The organism is Jejubacter calystegiae (assembly GCF_005671395.1).
Classification (GTDB): domain Bacteria; phylum Pseudomonadota; class Gammaproteobacteria; order Enterobacterales; family Enterobacteriaceae; genus Jejubacter; species Jejubacter calystegiae.
The window spans coordinates 1,357,273-1,371,515 of the sequence record NZ_CP040428.1 but is presented as its reverse complement, the minus strand read 5'-3'; the positions used below and the strand labels follow the sequence as shown (position 1 = coordinate 1,371,515).

General features: G+C 57.3%; 13 protein-coding genes. 9 read left to right on the top strand and 4 right to left on the bottom strand.

All coding sequences use genetic code 11. The annotated features are described in order from the left end of the window. Window positions 1-99: 99 nt before the first annotated feature. The gene (locus FEM41_RS06330; protein WP_138095186.1) at window positions 100-2,532 is read right to left on the bottom strand and encodes a bifunctional aspartate kinase/homoserine dehydrogenase II; all 2,433 of its coding nucleotides are present in this window, start codon (window positions 2,530-2,532) and stop codon (window positions 100-102) included. A 2-nt stretch (window positions 2,533-2,534) separates the two neighbouring features. After that, window positions 2,535-3,695 carry a cystathionine gamma-synthase gene (metB, locus tag FEM41_RS06325; RefSeq protein ID WP_138095185.1) on the bottom strand — a complete coding sequence of 387 codons (1,161 nt, stop codon included), beginning with the start codon at window positions 3,693-3,695 and terminating at the stop codon, window positions 2,535-2,537. A gap of 253 nt (window positions 3,696-3,948) precedes the next feature. On the opposite strand from metB, the gene metJ reads away from it, so the two are divergent. Continuing rightward, window positions 3,949-4,266: a met regulon transcriptional regulator MetJ gene (gene metJ, locus FEM41_RS06320; protein WP_138095184.1), complete on the top strand. Its 318-nt coding sequence runs from the start codon at window positions 3,949-3,951 to the stop codon at window positions 4,264-4,266. 49 nt (window positions 4,267-4,315) lie between these two features. Here the strand turns inward: metJ and rpmE are convergent, their stop codons facing one another. Next, complete coding sequence (gene rpmE / locus FEM41_RS06315; protein ID WP_138095183.1) at window positions 4,316-4,528, bottom strand: 50S ribosomal protein L31; 213 nt, start codon at window positions 4,526-4,528, stop codon at window positions 4,316-4,318. A 210-nt stretch (window positions 4,529-4,738) separates the two neighbouring features. Here rpmE and priA point away from each other — a divergent pair, with 210 nt between their 5' ends. From priA to rraA, 7 genes are all read left to right on the top strand, one after another. Next, complete coding sequence (priA, locus tag FEM41_RS06310; protein ID WP_138095182.1) at window positions 4,739-6,934, top strand: primosomal protein N'; 2,196 nt, start codon at window positions 4,739-4,741, stop codon at window positions 6,932-6,934. Between the two features lie 153 nt (window positions 6,935-7,087). Continuing rightward, window positions 7,088-8,110 (top strand): DNA-binding transcriptional regulator CytR, encoded by a 1,023-nt coding sequence (gene cytR, locus FEM41_RS06305; RefSeq protein WP_138095181.1) that lies wholly within the window; start codon window positions 7,088-7,090, stop codon window positions 8,108-8,110. A 97-nt stretch (window positions 8,111-8,207) separates the two neighbouring features. After that, window positions 8,208-9,119, top strand: a complete 912-nt coding sequence (ftsN, locus tag FEM41_RS06300) for a cell division protein FtsN (RefSeq protein WP_138095180.1) — start codon at window positions 8,208-8,210, stop codon at window positions 9,117-9,119. Window positions 9,120-9,210: 91 nt separating this feature from the next. After that, window positions 9,211-9,744: an ATP-dependent protease subunit HslV gene (gene hslV / locus FEM41_RS06295; RefSeq protein WP_138095179.1), complete on the top strand. Its 534-nt coding sequence runs from the start codon at window positions 9,211-9,213 to the stop codon at window positions 9,742-9,744. A gap of 9 nt (window positions 9,745-9,753) precedes the next feature. After that, window positions 9,754-11,085 (top strand): HslU--HslV peptidase ATPase subunit, encoded by a 1,332-nt coding sequence (gene hslU, locus FEM41_RS06290; RefSeq protein WP_138095178.1) that lies wholly within the window; start codon window positions 9,754-9,756, stop codon window positions 11,083-11,085. 73 nt (window positions 11,086-11,158) lie between these two features. After that, a complete protein-coding gene (gene menA / locus FEM41_RS06285) occupies window positions 11,159-12,094 on the top strand; it encodes a 1,4-dihydroxy-2-naphthoate polyprenyltransferase (RefSeq protein ID WP_138095177.1) in 936 nt (311 codons plus the stop codon). Window positions 12,095-12,163: 69 nt separating this feature from the next. Then, the gene (gene rraA / locus FEM41_RS06280) at window positions 12,164-12,649 is read left to right on the top strand and encodes a ribonuclease E activity regulator RraA (protein ID WP_138095176.1); all 486 of its coding nucleotides are present in this window, start codon (window positions 12,164-12,166) and stop codon (window positions 12,647-12,649) included. 45 nt (window positions 12,650-12,694) lie between these two features. Here rraA and zapB read toward each other — a convergent pair whose 3' ends face one another. Then, on the bottom strand, window positions 12,695-12,943 hold the full coding sequence (zapB, locus tag FEM41_RS06275; RefSeq protein WP_168198769.1) for a septal ring assembly protein ZapB: 249 nt from the start codon (window positions 12,941-12,943) through the stop codon (window positions 12,695-12,697). A gap of 434 nt (window positions 12,944-13,377) precedes the next feature. Here zapB and FEM41_RS06270 point away from each other — a divergent pair, with 434 nt between their 5' ends. Further along, window positions 13,378-14,229, top strand: coding sequence for an MIP/aquaporin family protein (locus FEM41_RS06270; RefSeq protein WP_138095174.1), 852 nt, complete (start codon window positions 13,378-13,380; stop codon window positions 14,227-14,229). Window positions 14,230-14,243 lie beyond the last annotated feature (14 nt).

Below are 14,243 nucleotides of genomic sequence, written 5' to 3'. Positions count from 1 at the left end.
AGTCCCTTTATTCATTCCTGAAAAATAAGGGAAATTATGTACGTGCAGACTTATCGTGATTCAACTCTTAGCCCGTAACTGAGGGCAGTCCTGAATGCGTTACAGCAGCTGCGCCAGACGGTTGATATCGGACTGAATCGCCCCTGCGGTAACGTCGCGTCCGGCGCCGGGGCCGCGAATCACCAACGGGTTATCGCGATACCAGCGGCTTTCAATAGCAAAGACGTTGTCGCAGGGCAGTAGCGCAGCCAGCGGATGTTCCGGGCGCACCGCTTCCACCCCAACCCTGGCCTTACCGTTGGCGTCAAAACGTGCCACATAGCGCAGCACCAGCCCCATCTCACGGGCCGCCTCCAGTCGCTGCACCATCTGGGCATTCAGCTCATCGCCGTTTTCAAAGAAGTGATCTACCGAACCCGACTCACAGCCTTCCGGCACCAGCGACTCCACGCGCACCTGATCGGGTTCAATGTCGTAACCGGCTTCGCGGGCCAGTATCACCAGTTTGCGCATTACGTCCTTACCCGACAGGTCAACCCGCGGATCTGGCTCGGTCAGCCCCTGCTGCCAGGCCTGGTCCACCAGATCGGTAAAGGGTACCGAGCCGTCAAACTGCAGGAACAGCCAGGAAAGCGTACCAGAGAAAATCCCGCTAATAGAGAGGATGCTGTCGCCGCTCTCACGCAGATCGCGCACCGTGTGATTCACCGGCAGCCCGGCACCAACCGTGGCGTTATAGAGCCAGTGACGACCGGTTTTAGCAAAGGCGTCACGCACCTGGCGATAGCTGTTGCTGCAGGAAGCGCCTGCCACCTTGTTTGCGCTAATAACGTGGAAACCGTAGCTGGCAAAATCCAGATACTGCGCGGCCAGGCCCTCACTGGCGGTCACATCCAGCACTACAAGATCGTCCCACGGATGAGAACGCATCCACAGGAACAGCGACTCTTCATCCTGCTCCTGCGCTTCATCATTAAAGAAGGCCAGCGCCCGGCTGGCATCCAGACCATCGTAACTCAGCAGGCTGCGACGACTGTCCACTACCCCTGCCAGCACAAACTCAAACCCGGTGCGGGCAGAAAGCGTCTCCTTTTCGCGGGCGAACAGCTCCAGCCAGCGTGAACCGATATTGCCTTTGCCGAACAGAATCAAACCGATGCGTTTCTCAGCCCGGAACAGCGTCTGGTGCAGGCCCTGGATCAAACTTTCCGTCGGCCCCACCCGCAGCACCGCCACCAGGCTGATACCCTCTTCAGACTGCCAGATAAACTCTACCGGCTGATCTTTTAACTGCTGCCAAAAACGGTGGCTGTGCAGCGGGTTACGACACACGCCAGCTCCCACCATCGCCACCAGCGCCAGTCCCTCGCGCAGGCGCAACTCGCCCGGCAGCCCCGCTTCTTCCAACAGATCAAGCGCACTGCTCACCACTTCCTGGGTGTAACAGAGCTGAATCAGATTGCGATCGGGATGAATACCCATCGCCAGCGGCCGTAACTGGGCGCGCTTAAGTAACTGATCGATATCAAGCCGGGCCTGACGGAAATCCTGCTGTGGCGCTATGCGCAATTCAATCAGGCAGACGTCATCATGGCTGGTCACAATACGCGCGCCAGTGCCGGAAGCCAGCACCCGCTCAATGCGGGTGGAGCCCTGCTCCGGGTTGTAGCTACAGCGTAATTGCAGATCGATATCGCTGGCGGAGACTGGCTGAAGGGTACGAGCGTGCAGTACCGGCGCCGCCAGACGGGCCAGCTCGCTGGCTTCATCCAGCCGCAGCAGCGGCAGCAGACAGGCATCCTTCACCTTACGAGGGTCCGCGCTGTACACCCCGGCCACATCGCTCCAGATGGTGACCCGGGAAACACCGGCCAGCGCCCCGATCTGGGTGGCGGAATAGTCGGAGCCGTTGCGTCCCAACAGCACCGTTTCCCCCGCGCCATTGCGCGAGATAAAGCCAGTGACCACCAGGCGCTTACCTGGGTACCGGGCCAGCAACGTCTGCAACTGCGGATAAGAGAGCGCCTCGTCGACCTGAGGCTGTGCGGCACGCTCGGCGCGCAAAAATTCCCGGGCATCCAGCACTACCGCATCGATATCCTGAAGGTTAAGTAGCGCGGCCATCAGTCGTGCCGACCAAATCTCCCCGTGCCCCACCACTTCGGCATAGACCGCGTCGGTGACTTTATCGTCCAGTAGCGCCGCCAACCGTTCCAGATCCTGGATAAATTCGGCCGTCAGGCCGTCAGCCTGTTCCGGCGGCAGCAGATCGCTGATTAATTCACTCTGATAACGGCGCAGCGACTGCTGTACCTGATGCGCGGCAAGACGATCGCTCTGGCTCAATTTTAGCCAATTTATCAACTGGTTGGTGGTACTGCCCGCAGCGGAAACCACCATCATATCTCCGGGCCGGGAGTAGTCGGTTATGATCCCGGCGACGCGCAAATAACACTTCGAATCAGCCAGGCTACTGCCGCCAAATTTATGCAATTGACGTTCTGCCGTCCCTACCGGTACTGAAACACTCATGGTTACCCCTCGGCGGCGATCCGGAAGCCATTTTCCAGATCGGCGATTAAATCTTCACTATCTTCAATGCCCGTTGAGATACGCAGCAGCGTATCCGAAATACCGGCGGCAGTGCGTGCTTCCGGCGCCATGCCCGCATGGGTCATAGTGGCAGCGTGAGAGATCAGGCTTTCCACCCCGCCCAGCGACTCCGCCAGCGTAAACAGCGACAGGCCGCTCAGGAAGCGCCGTAATTGTGCTTCATCTCCAGCCAGTTCAAAACTGAGCATGGCGCCCGGCCCTTTCTGCTGTCGGACAGCAATCTCATAGCCCTGGTTTTCCGGCAGCGAGGGATGATACAGCTTTTTCACCAGCGGCTGGGTCTTCAGATACTCAACTATCGCCAGCGCATTGCGTTGCGCGGCTTCCATACGCGGCGCCAGCGTCCGCAGACCGCGCAGCAACAGGTAACTGTCGAAGGCGCTACCGGTAACGCCAATATTATTCGCCCACCAGGCCAGCTCGGTGACCGTTTCCGGCTCCCGGGCGATGACCGCTCCCGCCACGACATCGGAGTGGCCATTCAGATATTTGGTGCAAGAGTGGAGCACCAGATCGGCGCCCAGCGCCAGCGGGCTCTGCAGCGCGGGGCTCATAAAAGTGTTATCCACCACGCTGACTGCGCCTGCTTCCCGCGCCAGCTGGCAAATCTTCTCAATGTCTACCACTCTCAGTAGCGGATTGCTGGGGCTTTCCACCAGCACCAGTTTCGGTTTCTGCGCCAGTGCAGCGCGTAGCGCCGCCTCATCGCCCTGATCGACAAATTCAACACGGTAGCAACCACGTTTCGCCAGGCTATCAAACAGGCGGTAACTGCCGCCGTAGCAGTCATGAGGCGCCACCAGCAGATCCCCAGGTTTCAGGAAGACGGTAGTCACCAGATGAATAGCCGACATCCCGGTATTGGTCATCACGGCGCCCGCCCCTCCTTCCAGCTCAGCCAGCGCTCGCTGTACCACGTCGCGCGTCGGGTTGCCGCGTCGCGAATAGTCATGGGCGCGTGGTTCATTGAAGCCGGTAAAATTGTAGGTACTGGAGAGATGAATAGGCGGGACAACGCAGCCGTACTGCTCGTCGTCATTCAAACCGCTACGTACTGCGATGGTGGCCTGTTTACGCGTCATAGTGTCGGTCCTGGCTTGCGAATAAAAGTCAGCCACAGGGTAAACACTGCGGCAATGGACGTCAATACATCTGGACATCTAAACTTCTTTGCGTATAGATTGAGCAAAAGCATAATTGCCGCTAAAATTATGGGTTTTAGCGAACAGCCACAGTAATCTGCCGGAAAGAACGGTATATTATACAAAGGCAAAAAAGGTCGGGCGACGGTTCCGGCGTTGATTACACAGATTTGAGAGGATTAAAAGGTATCCCATGGCTGAATGGAGCGGCGAATATATCAGCCCCTACGCTGAGCACGGTAAGAAGAGTGAGCAAGTAAAGAAAATTACGGTATCCATTCCTCTGAAGGTGTTAAAAATCCTCACTGACGAACGCACGCGCCGTCAGGTGAATAACCTGCGTCACGCCACCAACAGCGAACTGCTGTGCGAAGCGTTCCTGCATGCATTTACCGGCCAGCCCCTGCCGAATGATGAAGACTTGCGTAAAGAGCGCGGTGATGAGATCCCGGAAGCGGCCAAAGAGATTATGCGTGAACTGGGTATCGATCCGGATACGTGGGAATACTAGCAACAAAAAAGCCGCCAGAAAGGCGGCTTTTTTTCGTTCCGAACCGGACTTATTTGCTGCCCGGAATGCTGAAACGCTTGTTGAAGCGATCTACGCGGCCGCCGGTCGCAACTTCACGCTGCTTACCAGTGTAGAACGGGTGGCATTTGCCACATACGTCCAGGTTCAGATCGTGGCCCGCGGTGGAACCAATTTTGATCACGTTACCGCAAGAACAGGTTGCAGTAATTTCGCCGTAATTCGGGTGAATACCTTTTTTCATGGGAAACCTCAGTCTAAGGCCGCGTCGCTCTTCCGGCCCCAACGCCAGACACCACGCGATGTTAATAAAATAGGTTCTTTCGAAGACGTAATTCACGCTTCAAAGGCGGCGAATCATACAGAATCGCATCAGGCAATGCAATTCTTATCCTCACAATGAACAGCACACAGTGTACACTATCCCGTCATTTTCCTCAGCCTGGATGCTCGCATGCTCGTTGCCCATATCGCTCTGCCGGTACCGCTGGCCCGCACCTTTGACTATCTCATTCCCGATGGCATGACGATAGCTGCGGGGTGTCGCGCCAGTGTCCCGTTCGGCAGACGCCAGATGGTGGGAATAGTCCTGGCCGTTAGCGAACACAGCGAACTCCCCCATAACGAGCTGAAGAGCGTCAGCGAAGCGCTGGACAGTCAGCCGCTGTTCCCGGCGCCGCTATGGCGCCTGCTGCTCTGGGCTAAAGACTATTACCACCATCCGGTGGGCGAGGTGCTCTTTCATGCCCTGCCCGTGCTGTTGCGCCAGGGTAAGCCGGATCATCCGGCGCCGCTCTGGTACTGGCGCGCCAGCGAAGAAGGTCAGTCCATTGATATTAACAGCCTGAAGCGGGCAGCGAAGCAGCAGCAGGCACTGGCGATGCTGCGTCAGCGTGATATCTGGCGTCACCAGGTGCCAGAGCTGGAAATTAGCGAGACGGCATTACAGGCGCTGCGTAAGAAAGGGCTGTGCGATATTCACAGCCAGCTGCCTGAAATCACCGACTGGCGCCCCGGCTTTACGGTCAGCGGCGATCGCCTGCGCCTGAATACCGAACAGGCGACGGCGGTGGGCGCAATCCACGGAGAGTCCGGGCAGTTCGCCGCCTGGCTGCTGGCGGGGATTACCGGCTCCGGCAAGACAGAGGTTTATCTGAGCGTTCTGGAAAACGTACTGGCTCAGGGTCGCCAGGCTCTGGTGCTGGTACCGGAGATCGGGCTAACGCCCCAGACTATCGCCCGTTTTCGCGAACGTTTTAATGCGCCGGTGGAAGTGCTGCACTCGGCCCTGAACGACAGCGAACGGCTGAGCGCCTGGCTCAAGGCGCGCAGCGGTGAGGCGGCTATCGTAATCGGTACCCGCTCCGCGCTGTTTACGCCGTTTAAAGATCTGGGTGTCATCGTGATCGACGAAGAGCACGACAGCTCTTATAAACAGCAGGAAGGCTGGCGCTACCATGCCCGGGATCTGGCGGTATTTCGCGCTCATGCCGAAAATATCCCCATCATTCTGGGTTCGGCGACACCGGCGCTGGAAACGCTGCACAACGTGCGGATCGGCAAATATCGCCAGCTTAAACTGACCCGCCGGGCCGGTAATGCCCGCCCCGCAACCCAGCACGTACTGGATCTGAAAGGCCAGGCGCTCCAGGCGGGACTGGCGCCCCAGCTTATCGCCCGTATGCGTCAGCATCTACAGGCCGATAATCAGGTGATTCTGTTCCTGAACCGACGCGGTTTCGCCCCTGCACTTTTGTGCCACGACTGCGGCTGGATTGCCGAATGCCCGCGCTGCGATCACTACTACACACTGCATCAGGCCCAGCGCCATCTACGCTGCCACCACTGCGATAGCCAGCGCCCGCTACCGCCCCAGTGCCCCCAGTGCGGCTCCACGCATATGGTTCCGGTCGGTCTGGGGACAGAGCAGCTTGAACAGTTGCTGGCACCACTATTTCCGGGGGTACCGATCTCACGTATTGACCGAGATACCACCAGCCGTAAGGGCGCCCTGGAACAGCAACTGGCAGATGTGTACCGCGGCGGCGCCCGTGTCCTGATCGGTACCCAGATGTTGGCCAAAGGGCACCACTTCCCGGATGTGACTCTGGTGTCGTTACTGGACGTTGACGGCGCGCTCTTTTCCGCCGATTTCCGGGCTGCCGAGCGTTTCGCCCAGTTGTATACCCAGGTTTCCGGCCGGGCCGGGCGCGCTGGTAAGCAGGGAGAAGTGGTGCTGCAGACCCATCACCCCGATCATCCGCTGCTGCAGACCCTACTGCATCAGGGCTATGACGCCTTTGCCGACCAGGCGCTGGCGGAACGCCAGACTATGATGCTACCTCCCTGGAGCAGCCATATCCTGATTCGTGCCGAAGATCACAATAACCAGCAGGCGCCGGTGTTTCTTCAGCAGTTTCGCAATCTTCTGCAAAGCAGCCCGCTGGCGGATCAGCAGCTCTGGCTGATAGGCCCGGTCCCCGCGCTTCAACCCAAACGCGGCGGACGTTTCCGCTGGCAGTTGCTACTACAGCACGGCTCACGCGCCCGTCTGCAGCGACTGCTCAGCGACAGCCTGAAACTGGTGAATACCCTTCCGGAAGCGCGACGGGTGAAATGGGTGCTGGATGTCGACCCCATCGAGAGCTAGTAAGGGAATGCGAGGCGGATCTAAGAATTTAACTTCAGTCACAATTCGGATGAAATTTTTGTAACAGCTGTCTCTGATAATCTGTTAAGAATGTGGAATCCGACAGCTAACCGGATGTTGCTGTCCCGGCGGAAGCGCGTGAGGTAGAAGAAGTTGAAGACCAGGAAGCAGGTTGCAGGTGCAACCATGAAAGATGTCGCCCGTCAGGCACAGGTCTCCACGGCGACGGTATCCAGGGCCCTGACCAATCCGGAGAAGGTCTCCCAGACTACCCGCAGCCGGGTGGAACAGGCCGCCATCGAGGTGGGCTACCTGCCCCACACACTGGGGCGCAGCATCCGACGCAGCGACTCACGTACCATTATGGTTATCGTCCCCGATATCTGCGATCCCTTCTTCAGTGAAATTATTCGCGGCATTGAAGTGACCGCCGCCAGCCACGGCTACCTGGTTTTGATAGGCGACTGCGCTCACCAGAATCAGCAGGAAAAAACGCTGATCGACTTAGTCATTCCCCGCCAGATCGACGGTATGTTGCTGCTGGGTTCACGCCTGCCGTTCGATGCCGGCAAAGAAGAACAACGTAATCTGCCGCCCATGGTGATGGCGAACGAATTCGCCGCCGAGCTGGAGTTGCCCACAGTTCATATAGACAACCTGACCTCCGCCTTTAATGCCGTGAACTATCTTCACGAACTGGGGCACCGTCGTATCGCCTGCATCGCCGGGCCTGAAGAGATGCCTCAGTGCCACTACCGCCTGCAGGGCTATATTCAGGCGCTGCGCCGCAACGGCCTGAACGTGGATCCCCACTACATCACCCGTGGAGATTTCAGCTACGAGGCCGGCGCGCGGGCGATGGGACAACTGCTGGATCTGCCTCAGCCGCCGGAAGCGGTGTTCTGCCACAGCGACATCATGGCGCTGGGCGCGCTTTCACTGATTAAACGCCGCCATCTGCGCGTACCTCAGGATATCTCCCTGATCGGGTTTGACGATATCGCCCTGACCCAATATTGCGATCCGCCGCTAACCACCGTGGCTCAGCCGCGCTTCGAGATCGGCCAACAGTCGATGTTACTGTTACTTGAGCAATTACAAGGACATAGCGTTAATAACGGCTCCCGGTTGCTGGACTGTCAGCTGGTGGTACGCGAATCCACCCGGGCGCGTTAAGCCTTCAATGCTGGCTTTCAGATTTACAAACTGGTCAAAGAGCCATCCCTTAAGTAACATGGCGGACTAAATCACGAATGAAAACAGCGAAACGATAGTGGCACAACGAGATTATGTTCGTCGCGGACAACCCTCTTCTGCGCGGCGTAAAAAAGGGAACTCCCGTAAGAAACAGCGTAACAGCATGCCCGCCGTCTCCCCGATGATGGTGGCGATTGCCGCTGCCGTTCTGGTGGCCTTTATCGGCGGGCTGTGGTTCATTACTCACCATAAGAAAGAAGAATCAGAGACCATGCCGGGTCAGAAAGTCACCGGTAACGGTCTGCCGCCCAAGCCGGAAGAGCGCTGGCGCTATATCAAAGAGCTGGAGAGCCGCCAACCGCAAATCACCCAACCCACCGAGCCTTCGGCGGGTGGCCAGCCTCTGAATAAAAACCAGCTGACCAATGAGCAACGCCAGTTGCTGGAGCAGATGCAGGCCGATATGCGCCAGCAGCCAACTCAGCTTAACGAAGTACCGTGGGACGAGCAGACACCGGCGCAGCGCCAGCAAACGCTACAGCGCCAGCAGCAGCAGCGCTATCTGCAGGAACAGCAACAGCAGATGCGGAGTCAGCAGCAGGCCACCCAGCAGCGCCAGCAACAGCAGCAGCGCGCGGTTCAAAGCCAGACCCAGCCTTATCAGGAGCCGGCCCGCCCCCAAACGCAGGCGCCTAAACAGCAGAGCGCGCCGGTGACCAATGAAACTCAGGCGCCTAAGCAAACCGCAGCCAGCGGTGATTCGCGTCAGTGGATGGTACAGTGCGGCTCGTTCCGCGGCGCCGAGCAGGCGGAAAGTGTCCGTGCCCAGCTGGCGTTTGAAGGCTTTGCTTCCCACATAACCACTAATAACGGCTGGAACCGGGTAGTTATCGGCCCGATTAAAGGCAAACAGAGCGTGGACAACACCCTCAGCCGCCTGAAGTCGGCCGGTCACGCAAACTGCATTCGTCTCGCCGTCAGGGGTTGAAACCCCTGAAATCCCCCCCATCTATAGTTCATTCGACCCTGTACGCCAGCGTGCAGGGTCCCCTATTCAGCTCTAAAAAAGGGGTCTGCTCGTGACAACAATAGTAAGTGTGCGCCGCAACGGCCAGGTGGTAATTGGTGGCGATGGTCAGGCCACGTTAGGCAACACCGTAATGAAAGGCAACGTGAAGAAAGTGCGCCGCCTGTATAACGATCAGGTCATCGCAGGCTTCGCGGGCGGAACCGCGGATGCCTTTACGCTGTTTGAACTTTTCGAGCGCAAACTGGAAATGCACCAGGGGCATCTGGTTAAAGCCGCAGTCGAGCTGGCCAAAGACTGGCGTACCGACCGCATGCTGCGACGTCTGGAAGCCCTGCTGGCGGTAGCAGACGAAAATGCTTCGCTGATCATCACCGGTAACGGTGATGTGGTTCAGCCGGAAAACGATCTGATCGCCATTGGCTCCGGCGGCCCCTACGCTCAGTCTGCCGCCCGCGCGCTGCTGGAAAATACCGAACTGAGCGCCCGTGAAATTGTGGAAAAGTCGTTGGGGATCGCCGGTGATATCTGCATCTACACCAACCACTTCCTGACCATCGAAGAACTCCCGTCTAAAGAAGCGTAAGGATCTCCCATGTCTGAAATGACCCCACGCGAAATCGTCAGCGAACTGAACAAACATATTATCGGCCAGGACGCCGCCAAGCGTTCCGTCGCTATTGCGCTGCGTAACCGCTGGCGCCGCATGCAGCTTGATGAAGAGCTGCGTCATGAAGTCACACCGAAAAATATTCTGATGATCGGCCCGACCGGTGTCGGTAAAACTGAAATCGCTCGTCGTCTGGCGAAGCTGGCTAATGCGCCGTTCATCAAGGTTGAAGCGACAAAATTCACTGAAGTTGGCTATGTCGGTAAGGAAGTGGACTCAATTATCCGCGATCTGACCGATTCAGCGATGAAACTGGTACGCATGCAGTCCATCGAAAAAAATCGCTATCGCGCCGAAGAGCTGGCCGAAGAGCGCATTCTCGATGTACTGATTCCGCCGGCGAAGAATAACTGGGGCCAGGCAGAAGCCGCTCAAGAGCCCTCCGCTGCGCGCCAGTCGTTCCGCAAAAAACTGCGCGAAGGCCAGTTGGACGACAAAGAGATCGAGATCGAACTTTCCGCTTCATCCATGGGCGTAGAGATTATGGCTCCCCCTGGAATGGAGGAGATGACCAGCCAGCTACAGTCTATGTTCCAGAACCTGGGCGGTCAGAAGCAGAAACCGCGCAAGCTGAAAATCAAAGATGCAATGAAGCTGCTGATTGAAGAAGAAGCCGCCAAACTGGTGAATCCGGAAGAGCTGAAGCAGCAGGCTATCGACGCCGTTGAACAACACGGCATCGTGTTTGTCGATGAGATCGATAAAATCTGTAAGCGCGGCAACGCTTCCGGCCCGGATGTCTCCCGTGAAGGGGTACAGCGCGACCTGCTACCGCTGGTGGAAGGCTGCACCGTTTCGACCAAGCACGGTATGGTGAAAACCGACCACATCCTGTTCATCGCCTCCGGCGCTTTCCAGGTCGCCAGTCCTTCCGATCTGATTCCGGAACTTCAGGGCCGTCTGCCGATTCGCGTTGAACTGCAGGCGCTGACCACCGATGACTTCGAGCGCATTCTGACCGAACCAAGTGCCTCAATTACCGTGCAGTACAAGGCGCTGATGGAGACCGAAGGGGTGAATATCGAATTTACCGAAGATGGCATCCGCCATATCGCGAAAGCGGCCTGGCAGGTTAACGAAAGCGCGGAAAACATCGGCGCACGTCGTCTGCATACGGTGCTGGAGCGTCTGGTGGAAGACATCTCCTTTGAAGCCAGCGATCTCAACGGTCAGACCATCACCATCGATGCGGAATATGTCAGCAAACACCTTGATGAGTTGGTGGCAGATGAAGATCTGAGCCGTTTTATCCTATAATCCCGCTCAGAGCATTTTCATCACACTTGATGGGGGCTATATCAGCCCCCATTTTTTATTGCCGACGAGAATCATGACCGAACCTCAACCGATAAGCCGTACCCGCGCCTGGCTGGAAAGTCTGCGCCCGCGCACTCTTCCCCTGGCCTTCGCCTCTATTGTCGTGGGCGCCTCCCTGGCCTGGTGGCAGGGCGTTTTCGATCCTGCCGTGACCCTGCTGGCGCTACTGACCGCAGGGCTGCTGCAGATCCTTTCCAACCTTGCTAACGATTATGGCGACGCGGAAAAAGGCAGCGACAAACCGGATCGTATCGGGCCGCTGCGCGGTATGCAAAAAGGCGTTATCACCCAGCAGCAGATGAAAGTCGCGCTAATCATTACCGTAGTGCTGATCTGTCTGTCAGGTCTGGCGCTGGTAAGCGTAGCCTGCCACAGTCTGGCGGACGTGCTGGGCTTCCTGTTGTTGGGTCTGTTGTCGATTATCGCCGCCATTACCTACACTGTAGGCACCCGACCCTATGGCTATATGGGGCTGGGCGATATTTCGGTGCTGATTTTCTTTGGCTGGCTGAGCGTAGTGGGAAGCTGGTATCTGCAGTCCCACTCGCTGACCTTCTCTGTCTTCCTGCCCGCCACAGCCAGCGGCCTGTTGGCAACCGCTGTGCTCAATATCAATAATCTGCGCGATATCGACAGCGATCGGGAAAACGGTAAGAACACCCTGGCCGTCAGGCTGGGGCCGGTACTGGCGCGTCGTTACCACGCCGGGCTACTGATGGGCGCCCTGCTCTGCCTGGCGCTGTTCAATCTGCTGTGGCTGCACAGCCTGTGGGGCTGGCTGTTCGTGCTGGCGGCGCCGCTACTTATCCGTCAGGCGCGCTATGTTATCCGCGAGCGGGATCCGGTGGCTATTCGTCCGATGCTGGAGCGCACGGTGAAAGGTGCGCTGTTAACAAATCTGCTGTTTGCGCTTGGTGTGATACTGAGCCAGGTCCCGGCTCTCCATTGATGATTTTGCCAACAGTGAACGTTAAGGGATATACTGACAACTCCGCCAGCAACGAAAAATAGTCAGCCTATGAAATACGATACTTCCGAGCTTTGCGACATCTACCAGGAAGATGTCAACGTCGTTGAACCCCTGTTCTCCAATTTTGGTGGGCGGGCGTCGTTTGGCGGACAGATCATCACGGTAAAATGTTTTGAAGACAATGGGCTGCTGTACGACCTGCTCGAAGAAAACGGTCGTGGCCGCGTGCTGGTTATTGACGGCGGCGGCTCAGTACGTCGTGCGCTGATTGATGCCGATCTGGCGCGTCTGGCGGTTCAAAACGAGTGGGAAGGTATTGTTTGCTATGGCGCGGTACGCCAGGTAGACGATCTGGAAGAGCTGGATATCGGTATCCAGGCCATGGCGGCTATTCCGGTCGGCGCCGCAGGTGAAGGCACTGGCGAAAGCGATCTGCGCGTCAATTTTGGCGGAGTAACCTTCTTTTCTGGCGACCACCTCTATGCCGACAACACCGGCATCATCCTTTCGGAAGATCCGCTGGATATCGAATAAGCCAGCGGTCACGCAGAAGCGCCCTGACGGGCGCTACCTGTTCTCTCAGTTCACTTCTTCCATTTTGCCCAGCAGCGACTGCAGGCGGTCCTGCCAGACGGTCTGCTGTTCTTTCAGCTGCGCGTTTTCCTGTTCCAGCGCTTCACGGTTGCCCTGGGCCTGCTGAACTTCCTGAGAAAGGCTGCTGTTTTTCTCTTTCAGCTCTTCGATTTCCATTTGCAGCAGGGTGATGGTATCAATCGCCTGCTGAACCTTCGCTTCCAGTTTCTCAAACACTTCAAATGACATCGTCAAATCTCTCCTGAATTTGCAAGGCGTTGATGGATAGCCATATCCGCTCCCGAATACCGGCGACGCCTTAATTAACACGTGCGCATACGCGATAGTCCGATTGTATGGAGCGCGGCAGGCGGTGTCCAGCAGCGCGCCATGCAGTTTACGCTTTGCGACACTTTTCAGTTTATGCCGAAAGCCTTCGCGGCTCCGCCAGGGTAGTTTGTTAACAAATATGGACGGTGTTTTGCGCACATCCGCTTCGTGAAGGCGCGTTTTTATCCACAAAATGGCGCGTAAACGCTCATTTTTTTGACGCAACACACATATTTCAATTTCGAAATTTCTCGTTTCTGTTCGTTAACGATAAATTAACAGTACGAGAGGCGTACTGACGGAGCAGACACGCTTCTGACGATAACAAGTATCTTCTCTTTGTCTTCAGGACCCTGCTTATGAGTCAAACATCTACCTTAAAAGGCCAGTGCATCGCGGAGTTTCTGGGCACCGGGCTGCTTATCTTCTTCGGCGTAGGCTGCGTCGCCGGGCTTAAAATCGCCGGCGCCAGCTTCGGCCAGTGGGAAATCAGCATCATCTGGGGTCTGGGCGTGGCGATGGCCATCTATCTGACCGCCGGCGTTTCCGGTGCCCATCTGAACCCTGCGGTCACTATTGCCCTGTGTCTGTTCGCCGGTTTCGACAGCCGTAAGGTTGTCCCCTACATTATCGCCCAGTTCCTCGGCGCATTCTGTGCCGCCGCCCTGGTTTACGGGCTCTACTACAACCTGTTTTTCGATTACGAGCAGACGCACCAAATGGTGCGCGGCAGTGTCCAGAGTCTGGAGCTGGCCGGTATTTTCTCGACATACCCGAACTCCCATATTAACTTCTGGCAGGCCTTCGCCGTAGAGGTGACCATTACCGCCGTGTTGATGGGGCTGATTCTGGCGCTGAATGACGATGACAACGGTCTGCCTCGCGGCCCGCTGGCGCCGTTGTTAATTGGCCTGTTGATCGCCCTACTCGGCGCCTCGATGGGGCCGCTGACCGGCTTCGCCATGAACCCGGCCCGTGATATCGGTCCAAAGGCGCTGGCCTGGCTGGCAGGCTGGGGTGACGTCGCCTTTACCGGCGGGTTGTCCATCCCCTACTTCCTGGTGCCGCTTTTAGCGCCTGTGGTTGGGGCACTGCTGGGCGCATTTGTCTATCGTAAAGGTGTGGCAAACTATCTGCCGGCGAATATGAAGCCCCAGACCGGGACCAAACGCGCCGCGGACGTCACTAAGCACCACAATGCACCGCTGTAACTTGATTTTCAGGA